Origin of the sequence: Gimesia maris (assembly GCF_008298035.1) — a bacterium.
In the GTDB taxonomy this organism is placed as follows: Bacteria; Planctomycetota; Planctomycetia; order Planctomycetales; family Planctomycetaceae; genus Gimesia; species Gimesia maris.
In genome coordinates this window covers 4,726,736-4,744,522 of the sequence record NZ_CP042910.1, presented here as the reverse complement: position 1 = coordinate 4,744,522, position 17,787 = coordinate 4,726,736, and the positions used below count along the sequence as shown (strand labels likewise).

Annotated in this window: 10 protein-coding genes; 4 read left to right on the top strand and 6 right to left on the bottom strand. The window is 50.2% G+C overall.

Going from position 1 to position 17,787, the window contains the following annotated elements; genetic code table 11:
• Positions 1-30: 30 nt before the first annotated feature.
• The 4 genes from GmarT_RS17335 to GmarT_RS17320 all read right to left on the bottom strand — a co-directional run bounded on the left by GmarT_RS17335 (position 31) and on the right by GmarT_RS17320 (position 4,948).
• Positions 31-1,575: a DUF6798 domain-containing protein gene (locus tag GmarT_RS17335; RefSeq protein WP_149303018.1), complete on the bottom strand. Its 1,545-nt coding sequence runs from the start codon at positions 1,573-1,575 to the stop codon at positions 31-33.
• 136 nt (positions 1,576-1,711) lie between these two features.
• Positions 1,712-1,954: a hypothetical protein gene (locus GmarT_RS29555; protein ID WP_002645135.1), complete on the bottom strand. Its 243-nt coding sequence runs from the start codon at positions 1,952-1,954 to the stop codon at positions 1,712-1,714.
• 148 nt (positions 1,955-2,102) lie between these two features.
• Positions 2,103-3,671, bottom strand: a complete 1,569-nt coding sequence (locus GmarT_RS17325) for a pyridoxal phosphate-dependent decarboxylase family protein (RefSeq protein WP_002645136.1) — start codon at positions 3,669-3,671, stop codon at positions 2,103-2,105.
• 158 nt (positions 3,672-3,829) lie between these two features.
• A complete protein-coding gene (locus tag GmarT_RS17320) occupies positions 3,830-4,948 on the bottom strand; it encodes an FtsW/RodA/SpoVE family cell cycle protein (RefSeq protein WP_149303014.1) in 1,119 nt (372 codons plus the stop codon).
• Between the two features lie 189 nt (positions 4,949-5,137).
• Here GmarT_RS17320 and GmarT_RS17315 point away from each other — a divergent pair, with 189 nt between their 5' ends.
• From GmarT_RS17315 to GmarT_RS17305, 3 genes are all read left to right on the top strand, one after another.
• A complete protein-coding gene (locus tag GmarT_RS17315; RefSeq protein WP_002645139.1) occupies positions 5,138-6,400 on the top strand; it encodes a rhomboid family intramembrane serine protease in 1,263 nt (420 codons plus the stop codon).
• Positions 6,401-6,790: 390 nt separating this feature from the next.
• Positions 6,791-8,380: a hypothetical protein gene (locus GmarT_RS17310; protein WP_002645140.1), complete on the top strand. Its 1,590-nt coding sequence runs from the start codon at positions 6,791-6,793 to the stop codon at positions 8,378-8,380.
• 67 nt (positions 8,381-8,447) lie between these two features.
• Entirely contained in the window at positions 8,448-9,722 is a 1,275-nt protein-coding gene (locus tag GmarT_RS17305; RefSeq protein ID WP_002645141.1) for a hypothetical protein, read from the top strand.
• 18 nt (positions 9,723-9,740) lie between these two features.
• Here GmarT_RS17305 and GmarT_RS17300 read toward each other — a convergent pair whose 3' ends face one another.
• Positions 9,741-11,408: a HEAT repeat domain-containing protein gene (locus tag GmarT_RS17300; RefSeq protein ID WP_157158917.1), complete on the bottom strand. Its 1,668-nt coding sequence runs from the start codon at positions 11,406-11,408 to the stop codon at positions 9,741-9,743.
• Between the two features lie 254 nt (positions 11,409-11,662).
• A complete protein-coding gene (locus GmarT_RS17295; RefSeq protein WP_002645143.1) occupies positions 11,663-14,281 on the bottom strand; it encodes a PVC-type heme-binding CxxCH protein in 2,619 nt (872 codons plus the stop codon).
• Between the two features lie 203 nt (positions 14,282-14,484).
• Here GmarT_RS17295 and GmarT_RS17290 point away from each other — a divergent pair, with 203 nt between their 5' ends.
• Positions 14,485-17,775, top strand: coding sequence for a hybrid sensor histidine kinase/response regulator (locus tag GmarT_RS17290; RefSeq protein ID WP_002645144.1), 3,291 nt, complete (start codon positions 14,485-14,487; stop codon positions 17,773-17,775).
• Positions 17,776-17,787 lie beyond the last annotated feature (12 nt).

Sequence of the window (17,787 nt, the reverse complement as noted above, 5' to 3'; positions counted from 1 at the left end):
TTCATCAGTAAACCAGTCAAAGGCAGGAGGTCAGGGAAGTTGGTAGACTTTATAAGTACGATTCTGATAGATCGGGTCGATGGTTGTAAAGGGGCCCAGACGTTTTACCAGCAGATACGTAATGCCGGTCTTCTGCTGCAATGCCTGTAAGGCACGATCATCGAAGCCCTCATTATAGTATTCCTGGCCCCATTTTCGTAGGTATTTAAGGCGTCGATTCCATTCTACAATGCCGCTCGCGTCCTGGGGGCAGTCTTTATAGGTCACATATTCGGGACGCTGGGCATACCATTTAAAATCGGTTGCATGTGCCGGGGTTAGAAAGAGTGATTCTTCCGGCGTATGATCTCGAATCCATTCACAGGCGTCGATCCAGTCAGCCCGCTGCGCGGGAGTCATCTTGTGAATCGGCGGGTGGTTCCAGGCGGAATAAAGTGTGCCTGAAAAGATTCCCAGGCAGAGAACTGCCAGAATCGTTTTACGTAAAGCTGGAGGCAGCCAGGCTGGTGTGGTTTTCTGTTCTGAATCAACGTTCAAATATTGCTGGATCAGATGAAATATGGCCACGGAGAATGCCAGCGGGAGTAAGGCGTCGAACAGACGAAAGGGATAGAATTTGAGCAGCGACATGCGAAATGCATAATAGGGCATTTCGCTGGCAGGTCGGGGGCCGGCACCCAGCAGAATTCCGATGCACGCCAGTCCTACAGTGCCGATGATAAAAAACTGAAAGAAGCGACTGGTAAACGACGGGCTTTCCTTACGCGCCAGAAACAGCCAGGTCACCAGCAGAACCGCATACATCAGGTAGCTGAAGAGATTGAAATCCATGGGATCAAGGTGGTGCTTCAGTCGATAAAATACCTGGATATAATTGGCAGCGAAACTGTCTTTGGGGTCCCCTTGCATCAGTAACGCCAGGGAGGGGACCAGCCCGGGCAGCGAACAGAGCAGGAGGCAACCTAAGGCAGGTATCGCGGCTTTGAGTGAATGGACCAGTGTTTTGCGATCCAGGTTCTTTCTGTTGAAAAAAGCCAGGCAGGCCAGTGCAAACAGACTGCAGGCCAGTGACCAGACTCCAACGACTGGATGCCAGGTGATGGTCAGTCCGGCATAGATTCCGGCACGGTTCCAGTTTTGCTCACAGGCATTCGCAAGTGCCAGAAAAAGGAAACCATATGCGAAGACTTTCGATTCAATTCCGCCAATGATCCATTCCCCGGAGAAGTTCCCGATCGCTGCGAGCGCGAGATAGAACCAGGCCGTGATTAAAGGGGCCCAGAACCCGGGACACAAAATGTTGATCAGACGATACCAGCCAATTGCCAGCAGCAGGAACCCTGCAATTCTGCCCAGCACTGCTGTCAACGGAAACGACAGAACCTGTGTGACCGCGCCGACAGTCTGGAATAAAAAGAGATGCGCGTTGGATGATTCAAGAAAGAAGTCATCGGCGCACCACTGTGGATTCCAGTAATGACGTGCCTTCGTGAGGTAGTGCGGTTCATTCGTGCCGGGAACCGGGAACCGCATGAAAGAATCGGCGGCAAACGATCCGCCGATTAATATTATCATGAGTATGGCTGGAGCCGGTATCTTCGTCGCTGTGGATTCAGAGGTCACTGAACTTGAGCACCTTGTTTAGCCATCAGACGTTAACCGGAATAGCGCCTGCCGGATCAGTATCTGGTAGTCTGTTCCGGAATCCAGTTTATTTTTTCTTCGTTTTCTTCTTTGCTGTTTTTTTGGCCGCCGCTTTGGGAGCGGCTACTTTTTTGGCAGAAGTTTTTGCAGCGGTAGCTTTTCCTGCGGTTTTTTTAGCCGCTTTTTTCTTTGTACTTTTTTTGGCAGCTGCTTTCTTTTTGGTGCCTTTTTTGGCTGGATCGCCGAAGATCTTGTCGTAATTTTCCCAGAACTTGGGAGTGGTACCTGTTCGAACAATCGGGCCGCTCATAATCTCGCTTCTCCATTTCGAATCTGAATTCGCCAACTGGCTATTTCAAACGCAACACATTTCGTCAAAGGTTAGTGATCATATTATAACAAGAGTTGGTGGTCTTGTCTTTTCTGAGCGGTGATTCTTTCGATCTGACTCTGAATTGTCAAGTCTGTTCACAATGATCGACCAGTGGCGGGGCGTCAAACGTCTTTTGCAGTTCATCCGCCCGGTGTCGAATCGTGTTTAATAACTGATTCAACTGCACTTCTGTTGTCAGGGGATTCATGACAGTGATTCGGAATGCCGCCTGTTCATTAATCACGGAATGCACAATATAAAATTCTCCGGATTCAATCAACTGCCGTCTCAGCTTGAAATGGAACAGGTTCTGCTGTTCCCTCGACAGGGCATTGAGCCAGTCGGACTGATAGCGGAAGACGACGATGTTGCATTCCGGTTCGTGAAGCGGTGTAAAATCGGATGCCTGCTGGAGCAAATCATAAAATGTCCGGGTGGTGGCAAAGGTGATATCGACGAGATCAGCAAACAGATTTTTGCCAAACAGTGACCAGATCCCCCAGAGTGCGTAGCTGTTGGCACGCTTGGTACATTCGATGGTCCGCAGGCCGATATCGTATTCCGCGATTTCAGGGGCAGAGGGATCGAACAGGTAAGCGGCCTGCTGCTGGAAGGCTGAGAACTGATACGCTTTATTTTTGTAAAACAGAAATGCGCTGAGGGCGGGCATGAACATCATCTTGTGGGCATCGAAGACTACGCTGTCAGCCCGGTGCAGACCGGCAGTTAAATGTTGATGCTGCTGTGAGAAACAGGTAGGGCCGCCATGCGCGGCGTCGACGTGCAGCCAGAGATCATGCTGTTCACACAGATCAGCGATTTCATTCAAAGGATCAAATGCACCAATCGGCGTGGCACAGGCACAGGCGACGACGGCGATGATGGTTTTGTTTTCTGCCTGGCAGGTGAGAATCAGTTGCTGGAGCGCAGCAGGATTCATTTTCCGCCGTTCATCCAGGGGGACCTTGATAATATTGTCTGCTCCGATGCCTAGTATGCCTGCGGACCGGGTGACGCTGTAGTGTGCATCGCTGGAGACCAGGATCACGGGGGCTGCATCCAGTTTTGCCTGCGGTCCCTGTGACCAGAGCTCAGGGCATTTCAGATTGCGGGCTGCCAGTAGTCCTGTCAGATTTGCCAGCGAACCTCCATGAGTCACCAGGCCGGCGAATGTACCTGGGGTGAAACCGATTTCACGTCCCAGTGATTCAATCAGAGCCAGTTCGACGGCAGTGGCCCAGGGCCCCATTTCATAGACGGCCATCACCTGATTGGTCACGGAGACAATGGCTTCGAACAGACCAGCGAGGGGGAGAGAAGCGGGGACCTGATGACCGATATAACGGGGATTCTGCAGGTTATGTCCCCGGTCCAGCATGGTCTGAGCGAGTTGACGAAAAGCGGCGACAGACTGAGGGATATCCAATTCCCCCGCATTCTTCCCAGGGGCCTGGTTGAGTTGCTGCAGTGCTGCTTTGAAGTTGTCGACAGGGTGCGCCCAGTTGAGAACGTTTGTTGTCTCAAGTTGCAGGGAACGGGCATGGTTTGTGAGTAATTCACTTAAAGTCTGGCTGGCCGTCTCCAGTAACTCAGGGGAATAAATCGCCTGGATTCGGGTTCGGGCCGCGGATAAATCGGGGGCTGCTTTGGTCATGCGTGTTTCTTACTGATTACAAATTCAGATCGTACGCTGAAAAAAATCAGCGTACTTGAGTGAATATTGTAGCTGTTTCTCAGCGTGCGGGAATGTGTACAAAACGAAATCGAACTGTTCCGAGCAGATCTGCAGAAGCAGTCATACAGAAGAGAGTTCTAAAAGCGAAATGGTTCGGCGTTCATTTCGTAACCGGGGTGCATGCAGATATTAATCAACAGTCCCAGCGCCAGGCAGGTACTGAGCATACTGGTCCCCCCGTAACTCATCAGGGGGAGCGTCATCCCGGTGATAGGCATCAGTCCGACGGTCATGCCGGTATTAATTATCGTCTGTGAAGCCAGGAGTGTCACGATACCGACAGCGACGAGACGCCCGAATGGTTCACGGGTCGCCGTAGCGATCTGGAGACCGCGAATATAGAGCGCAGCAAAGACCAGGACGGTAAACAGGCAGCCCATCATGCCGAAGCGTTCGCCGACCAGGCAGAAAATGAAATCGGTTCGTCCCGCGGGAAGGTGGTACGCAGCGGGATCGTCGACAGGCATGCCGGCGATTTCACTCCCCCAGACACCCCCCAGTGCCAGCATCTGCTTGGACTGGTAGAGATGGTAGCCGTCACCTTTGGGTAACTCGCCTCCATCCTGTTGTGTGAACAACGCGACGATACGTGATTTCTGTTCCGGGTTCATCTGCAGCCAGAGCAGGGGGAGTGTGCAGATTCCCAGGATCACGATGGTGACCAGATGTCGGGGACGTGCTCCCGCGGAAAACAGCATGGCAAACAGAATGGGAAAGAAGAGGAGCGATGTTCCCAGGTCTGGTTCGCGCAGAATCAGAAATACGGGAACGCAGGTCAGGATAAAGGGAACAATCAGTCCCGGAATCCGTCGATAGTTCTTGCGATACATCAGGTAATGTGCGAGAGCGAGGATATAGGTGATCTTCGCGAGTTCGGAAGGTTGGAACTTGAAAAATCCGAGTGGGATCCAGCGACGGGATCCGTTGACCGCGGGAATAAAAAAGACGGCGATCAGGAAGAGCAGCGTACCTAGAAAGAGAGGATAGCTGATGCCGCGCAGATTGCGGTAAGGAAACAGGATCGTCCCACACAGGGCGGTCAGCGAGATCAGGATCCAGATACACTGTTTCTGGAAGTAATTTCCCTGGCCGACCAGTTCATCTCCGCGCGCAATGCCTGCCAGACCGCATCCCATCAGAATCAGGATGCAGCAGAGAATCGACCACGGAATTCTACGAATACCAGTATGGATCATTGCGAGCTCAAGCACCGGGTATTGAAACGAACAGGCGTTTTTTAGCGAAAATCGGCAGATCAGGAAAGAGGGATCTTTTTTTGATGAAGTTCGCCGGGGTGGAATAGGATTACGGGTGTCAAAGCTTTGTAAATCAGCTATTCTTTCAGTGTCAGTTACTCATTTTCCCGTCATGATCAATCGTTTTTCATGTTTCATTCCCTGTTCAGAGCCTGTTCAAAATATCCTGTCACTGCGGCTTATATTGCCTGTGCAGTCGGGTTGTTTCTGGCGGTACAGATTTACAGAGTCGATCATGGTATCTCCCATGAGGGGAGTTTTGACGATGCGCTGTGGAAATTAGGTGCTGTCCAGCCCCTTGTTTTTGTATACGATCATCCCCTGGTTGAAGAGAAAGAATATCCGACCGGGGGGCCCTTCGATCTGTGGTCGGGAGAATGGTGGCGCATTCTGATCAGCGGCTTTCATCATGGCGATGTGTTGCATCTGCTGTTTAACTGCCTAGCGATCGGATTTTTCGGCCGACTGATTGAACCTGTGATGAAGCATTGGGTTTACGCTGCGTTCCTGTTACTGGCGACCTATGTTTCCTTGCTGCCGGAATATTTTCTGGAACATTATCCCGTTGGTTTATCGGGAGGCGCTTTCGCGATGTTCGGGTTGCTGATGCTGCTCCGCCGCATTCACCCTGAAATCGCAGAAGTATTTACTGAGCGTGAAATCAACTGGGGACTGGGCTGGCTGATTTTGTGTTTTATTTTAACACATTTCGGTATTATGAATATTGCGAATGCCGCCCACGTTACCGGATTTGTCTACGGAATCCTGGCAGGGGCTGTTCTCATCAATCGCTCCCGCTTTGCAGGAACACTCCGATTTCTGTTTGTGTTGTCGCAGGTTTTGATTATCCCCGGTACCTATCTGGTATCTCATCCATTCTGGAATGGTAAGTATTACTGGTACCTGGCGCGGCATGAAAATGATCTCGAGCAGAAGATTGCCTATCTGAAGAAGGGGATGGAACTGTCTCCTGGTGAACCGAAAATCGGGGCAGAACTGGCACTCAGTCTGTTTCGAACAGAAGAAGTACCGCTTCATTCGTGGGAGATTATGCTGCGATCGCTGCAACGCAATCGTTCCTATGATAAAGGGGTCGAGATTACGCGATTGATCTGGAAACAGTTCAATTCGGAACAGCAGAAGCAGAAAGCGCTCGCGATCGTCACAGATGTTTTCGGCGATGAATCCGATGCCTGGCTGGAGCGGTTCCAACTGGATCAGTCGGCAGTGGCGTCAGCTGATGTGCCTTTACCAAAGCCAGGTCAATCCGGGAATGAGTTTCTGTTTCTGAGAGAAACGGATCGCCGTGTGGCTCCCCAGCCACGCGATCTGTCTGCGCCTCCCGTTGATCCCGGATCTCCTCAGAGTGCGATGGAGGGAGTGACGCTTTAGACTGTTTCCAGCTTTACCGTAGTGTCACAAGAATCATTTAGACCGAGTGTAATAATTTGACAGACACTCTAGTTAAGTGTGATGTACTCCAGCTGGACCGTTTAATTGATCTTATTAATTAATCCGGGCAACTCCTGAAATCGGTAAAATCAGTATATCTGCTGTTAAGGTCAACTTTGGATGTCGTTTTTTAGCGACATCCCTGATTCCCGCAAGACAGTTTTCCGCGACTGCTTTACCTGACCTACTCTTTACGTAAACAAATCTGCTGTGATGCTGCGCTACAGGGTTTTTCGCGGAGAGAAATACGAATCTGTTGATCTCTCTCGTTTGGCCTTACCGGACAGCATATGATGTAAACAATCCCTCTTTCATATCGATCTGTTTATTATGGCTACAGCTTTGGAAAACCAAAACGACTCCAAAAATCAGAATCCTGACGAAGAGCAGACTGAAGATGCGGTCCTGGTTGATCGCTTTCCAGAAGCACTGCGTGTCTCGCGGTTCACGTTCTTCACGGTCTGTGTACTCTCCCTGTCCTTTGTGTTGTTCTGTTCAATGCCGCTCTGGCATACCGATATCTGGGGGCATTTGACATATGGTCAGCTGATCTGGGAGACCGGCAGCATTCCTGCGCTGGAACCGCTGGTTCCATTGTCGTCAGGGGTACCGTTTATTGATACCGCCTGGCTGTCGCAGATCTTTGCCTTTCAGACATTTGAAATCTTCGGTGTTGCAGGAATTAAACTGTTGTATGCCGCTGCGATTACTGCCTGCCTGGGCCTGTTGCTGTTCCGCGTGCAAAAGCGGACCACCAGTTTCTGGTGGGGGCTGGTTTGCATATCTGCTTTTTTGATAAGCGACTGGAAACAACTGGGGATCGTACGACCTCAACTGGCAGGTCTGCTCTGCTTTGTGCTGCTGTTTACATTATTGAACGCCCGCCAATGGCGCAAGTATTACTGGTTTTTGATTCCCGCGGTATTTGCATTATGGGCGAATCTGCATGGATCCTTCCCGGTGGGACTGGGTTTGATTGGCTGTCTGCTGGTGGGGCGCGCAATCGATGTAGGCCGGAAGGCCGGTTCCTGGAAAGCGATGTTCAGCGACAGTGTTACGCGTCGTTATTTCCTGCTGCTGGAACTCTCAGCCGTAGCGGTCCTGTTTAATCCTTACGGTATTCAATTATATTCAGAAGTCTTCAGTTTTTCTTCCAACCCCAATCTGGAGGCCCTTATTGAATGGAATCCTCTGACTCTGCGAATGTTCCAGGGGAAAACAGCGGCTGTACTGGCATTGCTGCTGGTGATCGCCAGCCGATTTACCCCACGCCGCATTAGTACTGCAGAAGTTCTGCTGCTGGTGGGGCTGGGAGTGGCCGCCTTGTGGAGTTCGCGGATGCTACTCTGGTGGGCTCCCATCGCCGCCTATTACCTGGCGCTGCATGGTGCTGCGATTTGGGGACAGAAACTCAAACAACTGGCTGATCCCGAGGCAGAAGGAGTGTATTGTGCCGGGAAATGGACTGTTGTTTCTGTGGGGATGGTCTGGATCTGTTTTGCGATTACTCCGATTGGTTCACAGATTCTGCACGGAAAACAGGTTGACTTTGAAAAGAGTGTCTCTGCTTCGACTCCCATTGGTGCTGCCGATTATCTCAAGGAAAAGAAAATTGAAGGCCAGCTGTTTAATGCCATGGAACTGGGAGACTACCTGCTCTGGGATGGCCCGGAGCAGGCCTCTGTTTTTGCAGACTCGCATGTGCATCTGCTGCCTCGCGAAGTCTGGGAACACTACTTGAGAATCGTGAACTCATCGGGTGATGCGGAAGAACTGCTGGAGCGTTATGGAGTGAATACGGTAGTTCTTGATTTACCCAGACGAAATACCCTGATGCGTCGTCTGGAACGAGGGGGAGCGTGGCGCGTAGGGTATAAAGATGATCGTAGTGTCGTACTGATACGAAACAAACCGATCTAATAAACGACAACAAAGAATTATACACAAATCAAATCGTTCTAAATTTCAATCTATATAGAGATCTGTCATGAAATCACGCAAGTTGTCATCGAAAACCATGATTGCAGTTCAGGTTCTGGTGGTTATCGCTTTTTGCGGAGCCTATACACTGGGCTCACGTGATACCCGCCAGGCATTCAACAGTACGTTTCTGGATCAAACTTATTACCCGGAAGTGAAAATCGAGCGGGAAGTGCCTCTGCGGATTTCACCTTTGTATGACGATCCCTCCGTGGTGACCGATGAAGAACTGGCGGCGGTGCTGAAACAGGTTCGACCCAAGTTTCCACGAAAACATCTGAAGCCGAATCATGTCGAACATGCTTTACGTACCTGGAGTATTCATTCCACGTTTCAGGATCCGAGTGTCGTCTCGGGAGCCGAAATGTGTGATTTCCTGACCGATCATGGCCGCTACCTGGCATCGTGGGGTGATGAAGCATCCCCGCTGCTGATTGATCAGCCCAATGGGATTTCGATTCGTTGGGGCAGCCAGGTAGGAGGCTCGGTCCACCACGATCACTGGCTGGCGTCATTGACGGAAGCAGGCATTCATCGGGATGCCCCCGTATTTGCTCCGGCCCGACGTAATATGGATATCAATGATGTCATTCAACAGTCATTGCGTGACTTTCGTCTGGATGAACGGGAAATCGAATGGTCGGCGATGGCGTTTGGCTTGTGGATTTCTCCTGTCAAAGAGTGGCAGACGACCGATGGTCGGACTGTTTCGTTCGACCAACTGACACGACGACTGATTCGCGGACATAAGAAGTATGGCGTTTGTGTGGGAACCCACCGGGTTTACTCCCTGATGCTGCTGATTCGCCTGGATGACGAGTTCGATATTCTGTCTGATGCTGCACGAGCAGAAGCATACGCCTACCTGGAGCAGGTGCGGGACCTGATCAGTGTGTGTCAGCATGAAGATGGGCACTGGCCTGCCAACTGGATGGAAGGCAAGGCGGCATTGACCAGTACAGAAGTCATTCCCGAATACAAAAATGTGATTGCTACGGGTCATCATCTGGAATGGCTGGCGATCGCTCCGAAAGAACTGCATCCTCCGCATGAGCAGATTGTGAAAGCAGCCAAATGGGTGATTAAGAATACCACTTCGCACACAGAAGAAAAAATTCTGCAGAAATATACTTTCTACAGCCATGTTGGCAATGCACTGGCACTGTGGAGGAATACGCATGCCGCCACGTTCTGGAAAGAATGGCAGAAGACGCATCCATATGTACCGGATGCGACTGCCGAACAGGACGAAGCGATTGAAGCCCCTAAGCCGACGCTGTAGGGGCATAGCGAACCGCGATTACTTTCCGCCAACCACGGTGAATGATGCTTTCGAGCCGGCTGGTTTGAAGAATTCAGCCTGCACGCCTTGCTCACTCCGGTTGGAAAGATCGATCAGCAGCGTCAGTTTATGGATGCCTTTCGACAGTTCCACCTCATTTTCCGGCTGTGATTTCAGACGCTGTGAATCGATCCAGATGCGCGTTTCCTGAGCGGAATTGACGCGAATGCCAACGGTACCCGCCTCAGTGACATCCAGTTCGGCCTGCAGCAGAACCTGCGAGTCGGTGCTCAGACTCTTGAGTTCTTCGAAGGGAAGCAAACCTGCCACCATCGCATACTGGGGAACAAATGCAGTGGTCGGTGCCCGCAGGATATGCTCTTCGAACAGTTCTTCGTCCGGGTTTTGATTGGTCAGTAACAGGTTGGGGATCTCCCGCATGGCCAGCCAGCGCTGAATAGTCGGTTTGGAACGGATCGCATACGGACCCGGTTTGCCCAGTACGGACAGGTATTTGACAAGATCAAGCAGTTCATCGCGTGTCAGGAATTTGGTGAGCCCCTGGGGCATGAGGGAGCCCCCTTCGGCTTCATCATCGATGTCAACAACGGGAATGACGATTTCTTTACCATTGGCGTCTTTGAGGATCACACGCTCCTCGTTGCGATCGACAATGATACCGCGAATGATTTTACCTTCGATGGTGACGATCACATAGGTCTGGTACGCTTCTTTGACTGCCTGGTTGGGGTAGAGAATGGAACGAACCAGGTAATCGACGGGGGAGCTGGCGCCGATGGGGCTGAGATCAGGGCCGACTTCACCTCCTGCTTTACTGACAGAGTGGCATTTCAAGCAGCTCAAATCGGCGCGGCGGAAAATCTGCTCGCCTCGTTCCGCATTCCCTTTGGCGATGACATCGGTGAGGAGTTGTTTGAATTCTTCTTCGGTGAGTTTTTTATCTTCGCCTGACATGCCGGCTGCTTTACTGAGGGCATCGCTCAGTGCTTTATCGCTACGGCCTACAGAGTACATGTAACGGAGTTTTTTCTTGGCGACATCTTCCGGTACTTTTTGTGTGGAAAGCGCGGCTGCGAGTTGATCAGCGGCGCCCTGGGTATCGAGGATTGCTTCAATGAACGGGGTTGGGTCGCCTTCCTTGGAAGTTGACATGATTTTGATGCCTGCGGTGATTGCCTGCTTGAGATCAAGGGTGACCAGGGCGGCTGCACCCAGGTAGCGGATGTCGGCGGGGGAGTTTTCCTGAGTGAGTTTCTGCATGGCTTTGATGCTCTCAGGTCCGCCGATGGAAACAAGTGCATCGATGGCGGCCAGTCTTAATTTCTCATCGGTTTTGGCAGAGAGTGCCAGTTCCTGTAATTTGGCTGCTGCTCCGGAGACTTTCCATAAACCTGCCAGTTCAATCGCGATCTGGTTAACCGGGGGTTTGGCATCGATCAGTTTGCTGATGTCAGCCAGGGAACCGGTGGGTTTGATTTTTCGATTCTGAAACGCCTCTTTCAAAGCGATCAGCGATTTCTCTTTCACTTCGCCCTGGAACTTATCGTTGACGATCTGCTCCCAGATGAAGCCGAGTTCTTCCGGATTTCCTTTGCGGCAGATCAGTTCGATGATTGTTCCCTGACGAGATGCCGGGACGCGGCCACTCTTGAGGAGCTTCATCATAGGGGAGACGCTGCTCTGGGCTGTGGCTGGACTTTGAACAGCCAGGTTCAGGAACAAAGTGATCACTGAAAGGGTCAAGGCGGAAAAAATACGGGATCGAATTCTCATTATGTAACTAACTCTGCATAAAGTGTGAAAATATGACAGGCTGTCAGATGGCCTGGCATCAAAGGAAATTCAGGCGAGGGAAACCATCCCGGAGCACGTTTTGACTCCGGGATGGTTGCTGATTCCTTCAGGTGTGACTCGAAAAACTATTTAGCTTCCAGACGTTTTTCGAGGGTATCCATCGTTTCTTTCAATGCGTACTCCAGGTAGTAATCCTGCGGATGAATCAGCGATTCCACAGCGATCTCAAGTGCGCGGGGATCGTGGTAAAAGCTGAGTGCACGAATGGCTTCCAGCCGAACCCGTGGGTTTTCATCATTGATCTGAACCTGCAGCAGGTCCAGGGAGTTATCAACGCGATCGCGCCAGTAACAGAGGACCCGCGTGGCAGCGGCTCGTGCTTTGGGTTCGGGTGACTGCAGCATCTTTTTCAGAAATTCGACATCAACTACGTCCAGGCTCTGACGGACCCAGAGCGCTTCCAGCAGGTTGTGCTGATAGTTTTCGTCCTTGGGATCCAGGCTGTCCACCCATGTATTGAGTGCCGCGATGACTTCATTGGTGTCACGCACACGTAGTTCACGACGCACCCGGTAACGAACCTGGTCCTCGTAGGTTTTCAGCAGATCGAGCAATTCCGGGACGGAAGCGTCTGCGATATTCGGATCTTTCAATAACGGTTTTTTCGAATAGGTGACACGCCAGATACGTCCGTGTTGTGCATCGCGGTTGGGGTCGCGGATGGAATGCTGCATGTGCCCTACGAGCGGGTTGAACCAGTCAATCAGGTATAATGCACCATCGGGGCCGAACTGCAGATCGACAGGTCGGAAGTTGGTGTCGGTCGATTTGACCAGTGGTTCGACCGGATCAGCGGCGAAGCCGGAACCATCTTCTTTCATTTTGTACTGGAGCACCCCATGAAAGCCGATGCAGTTATTCAGCAGATAATTTCCCTGGAGTTCATCAGGAAACTGGCGGCTGGAAACGAATTCACAACCGGCGGTCGGTCGCCATTGTTTTTTCAGGAAGTGTTTCATGCCGGCATGCTTGCGTGGGTAATCCACGTCGCCTGAATAAGCGGTTCCAAAGTAATTGGCTCCGCCGGACGCGTCGGCGACAAAGTTCTGTCCCCAGCGATCGAAGACGTGACCCCAGGGATTGGCATAGTTGTATGAAACAAAGATACTCGTTTTTTCGGTTCGAGGTTCATAGCGGAAGATACCCGCATTCTTGACTCGCTGTGGTCCATAGGGGGTTTCGACCTGACTGTGGTGAAACGTTCCTTCCTGGAAGTAAAGTCCGCCACCGGGACCCCAGGTAAAGGCGCTGATGGAGTGATGGGAGTCAGCGGAATCGAATCCATGCAGGACGATTTCCTTAAAGTCAGCGTGATCATCGCCATCGGTGTCTTTCAGGAAGACCAGGTTTGGTTGCTGTGCGACATAGACTCCGCCATCTCCGAGTTCAATTCCCGTGGGCAGATGCAGGCCATCTGCGAAGATCGTCTGTTTATCGGCACGTCCGTCGCCGTTCGTGTCTTCGAGGATCAGAATTTTGTCATCGACTTCTTTGCCTGGCAGGTACATCGGATAGGAAGCCATTGTGCAGACCCAGAGGCGGCCTTTACTGTCGAAGGCGAACTGCACGGGGTTTTTGAGATCGGGGAACTCGACTTCGGAAGCGAACAGATTGATTTCGAAGCCTTCTGGTAATTCAAAGTGTTTTTTCGATTCCTCCGGAGACGTGATTTTAATAGACGCGGGATCTTTGACATTGGTTTTGATATCAGCGAAATCGCCCGTGTTACTGTCATCAATTTTTACAGGGACGTTTTTGCCTTGTGCCACTGCCCAGATGCGTTTGTCGCGATTGGCGATCATTTTACGGAGCTTGGCAAACTCGGCGGGGAAGTTGACTACTCCAAATGGTTCTTTGCGACCGCCGTAAATATAGTAGCCATTGACGGCGCGATAGTCGTACCAGAACTGTTTATTTTTCTCCAGAACTTCCGCGCGGAGTTTTTTCATGTCTACTGTTGAGCCTGATGTATCACGTGGTCCGAACAGCGCTTCATCGATGACGGGGGCAAGTTGCTGGTAACCGTAATCAGTCAGGTGGATGCCATTGAAGGTTAAAGGGTGGTCATCCGATTCCATCAGCTTTTTGCTGGGGGTGAAAAGATCGACAAAGATCACATTTTTCTCTTTAGCGATTTTTCGCATCGCGTCGGTGTAGAGTTGGATGCGTTCGTTATTTTCCTTGCCATCCGTCAGACCGGGGCGATTCAGATTTTCATTGGCGATGGGAGAAAAAAGAACCAGCTGCGGGTGAGATTTGCCGTTGTATTTGGCGGCCAGTGTTGTATCGATGAAGTTTTTCAGGTCCTCTTCAAATTTGGGGAGACCTGATTTTCCACCGAAAGATTCATTGAACCCGAAGCAGGCAATGATCACATCTGCTTTGTGATCTTCGAGGTTATGGCCGTGGTCCTGAAAGTCTTTGGAGCGGGGGCGCAGTGTGAGTTCATCAGCCGACCAGCCCAGGTTTCGTACGACCAGTTCCTTGTCAGGGAAGCGACTGTGGAGCAGGGTTTCAAAATAGCCTGCGTCCTGCATGCGCTCCGGAAACGTATTGCCGATCAATACAATATGATCGTGTGGTTTCAACTCCAGTTTCTGGTCGGCTGCGATGACCTGTTCTGGTAATACTGCCGCCAGGCACGCTGTGATCAGGCACAGGGCAATTTTTATAGATATCTTCACTGTTGTGGGCTTTCTTCTAGGACTTAAAAGGCAGGAGACCCTGAGGGTAATTTTGTGAACCAAATTTTCGGGATTGTAATTTTGGTATATCGATCCAAACTCTAATTTTGTAGCATGTGACTACCTATGTCAAATCAAAGCAAGAGGTTGTAATAAATGACCTGGTACTATGGGCAACAGTAGATTACGGGGAATTTGAGTGTATGAAGTACCACTTTGCTTCCACGAGAGGGAATATTAAACAGTTCCGCATAGATACTACGCAAAAGTCGCAGGATTCAACAAATGAATCCTATCCGCAAGTTTCTGACAATGCATCTATTAAATTAATAATCGAAAGTATTCCAGCGGGCGTGGTATATCGGTCTGGAGAAACGCTCTTCATTAATCAACGTTCCGAAGAGTTATTAGGGTACTCGAACGAAAATCCAGAATTGTTCGAACAGAATCTGGAGCGGCTGTTTGAACTGAAGGAGACGAATGCGGAACCTCAATCAGGTTTCAGCGAATCCGGACAGTCCGAGATCTGGCTGCAACACCCTGACGGTGTTCAGCATTTGTGCGAAGTCAAATTGCCGAATAACCCGGAACAACAACTCTGGTTGTTGAGCAGCATTTCTACGCAACGGCAAAATGAGCGATTACTGAAAATATTAACTCAAGCGACCAGTGATGTCACCGGCGATGAATTTTTTAAACGTCTGGTACAGGAATTATCTCGCGCTTTAAAGATGAAATGTGTCTGCCTGGTTCAGCATCACCATAAACAGCGTGCGAAGTGTAAAACCTTTGGCATATATCTGGATGGTGAGTTAAGGCCTGACTTTGAATACGATGTCGCTGGCACTCCGTGTGAACATGCTCTTGGAAGAGATCCCTATTCCATTCATGAAGGAATCACCAGGCTGTATCCTGAAGATGAATTTCTTGTCATAAATGGAATTGAATCGTATTTCAGTCTCCCGATGATCGACAAAGATGGAGAGGTTCAGGGGCATCTGATGCTGCTGGGAGACCGTCCTGTTTATGAAGATCTATGCAAGCTTCCAGTCATCAGAAATTATACATACCGGGCAGCTGCTGAATTCAGTCGTGCGCAGGCGGAAAAAAAACTGCAGGAAAGCGAACTGAGAATTACGATGGCAGCCCGGGGGTCGTCTATCGGTTTCTGGGAATACGATCTGACGACAGGCCAGGTTCATTTCGATGAGCACTGGTATACCATGCTGGGGTATGAGCCCGGCGAATTTCCGGATTCGTTTGCCAGACTGCAGGATCTGAAGGATCCAGCAGAAATCGAGGCTGAAATCAATAAGGCGTGGACTCAAATGATTCACCCTGATGACTATATGACTTCAGTGAAAGCCCTTAACGATTACATATCAGGTAAAGCGAACTCTTATGACGTCGAGGTTCGCATCAGGAAAAAAGACGGTGCATGGAAATGGGTATTTACACGGGGCAGAATCTCAGCTTACAGCCCACAAAAAGATCCTCTACAGATGATTGGTACCCATATTGATATTGATGATCTGAAGCGTTCCCAGCAGATACGCCTGGAGAGTGAAGCCCGCCTCCGCATTATTATGGACCAGATCCCCGCAATTCTCTGGACGACTGATCTGGATAATATATATACATCGATCGTAGGAGCAGGCCTGAACCAGTTGGGGATTCAACCGGCCGAGACCGTGGGGAAAGGCATCTCAAATTTCCATAAATCGCAGGAAGTGTCTGCGAATATGGCCGCGATGCATCAGCGAACCATGAAAGGTGAATCAGTTCGATTCGAACAACAGCTGGAAAATACCTACCTGGATATCCATATCGAGCCTTTACGGAATTTAAAAGATGAAATTATTGGTTGTATCGGGCTGGCGATTGATGTCACGATTCGCAAGAAAACAATTGAGCAGTTGAACCGGCAGCGGATTTTATTACAGACCATTTTCCATTCCGTGACCGATGCCATGATCGTAACGGACCGCAGCCATCATATCGTGATGTGTAATGAGTCGATTCAGATCCACTTTCGTTGTCAAGAGGCGGATCTACTGGGCAGGCCGGTGCGCGAACTCATTTTTTCTTCCAGTAAGTACGAAGAGCAATTCAACCGGGTGTCGTTTCCTAATACCCGGGTATTAAAACCGTTTATCGTTGAGTATGTGCGTGCCGACGGTTCCTGTTTTCAGGGGGAAACGATTGTCACCCCGTTAAGGCGATCTGATAACCAGATTACCGGGTATATCAAAGTGATCCGGGATATCACCGATCGTATTCAGATTGAAGAAGAAAAAGACCATCTTCACGCACAGATGCTGCATTCCCAGAAACTGGAGAGCCTGGGAGTCCTTGCAGGGGGAGTCGCGCATGACTTTAATAATCTGCTTCTGGCGATCCTGGGGAATACGAATCTGGTGTTGATGGAACTGGATGAAGAATCTCCAGTGAATCCATATGTGAAAAGTATTGAAATGGCCGCGCGTCATGCTGCAAAAATCTGCGAACGGCTGCTGGCTTATTCCGGGCAACGTACTTTCGCCTCAATGACGTTTAATTTAAATCGAGTGATCCAGGAAACTGTGGAGATCATGAAATCGATTGTTTCTCCGAATGCGTATATTGAGCTGGATCTGTCTGATGAAGAATTAATGATTCATGGCGATGTCGGGCAGATCGAACAGGTGGTTCTGAATCTGCTGACGAATGCATCTGAAGCGATTCAAAACCAGGCAGAATCAGGCAGAATCGCTATTCGCACGGGCGTCACTCAACTGGCGAAGAATGAATTTTCAGAATATTATTTCTGTGAAAATGGGGCACCCGGAAAGTTTGTCTATTTCGAAGTGGAAGATAACGGGAACGGTATGGATATTGACTGCCAGTCCAAAATGTTTGACCCGTTTTTTACCACCAAATTTACCGGTCGTGGGCTCGGACTGGCGGGCGTATCAGGAATTATCAGAGGACATCAGGGAGGTTTACGTGTAAACTCCATTATTGATCAAGGCTCCTGCTTCCGAGTGATCTTACCTCTGACAGCCGAAGCTTCTACCGATGCTGACGATGAGGGCAGTGGCGAAAATATTTTACCTGTAGAAGCTGGTTCCATTCTGGTCATTGATGATGACAGTGCTGTATGTAATGTCGTTAATCGAGTATTGAAACGGTATGGTTTTTCCGTGCTGACTGCTTTTTCGGGAAGTGAAGGCGTAGAACTCTACCAGAAGCATCGTGATGAAATCAGCGCAGTACTCCTGGATATGACCATGCCAGGATTAAGTGGCGTCGAAACGTTTGAACTGCTCCGCAAGAAGGGGATTGATATTCCAGTGATTCTGACCAGCGGCCTGAGTGAGACAGATATTTCAGAACAGATGCAGGGATCCGAGATCGTTCATTTCCTGAAGAAGCCTTACAAGCCTCAAAAACTGGTGAATGTGATCAGTAAATCACTGATCAGGCAGCAGATTCAGGATGATGCCACCAGCTAGGCAGTGTCTAGT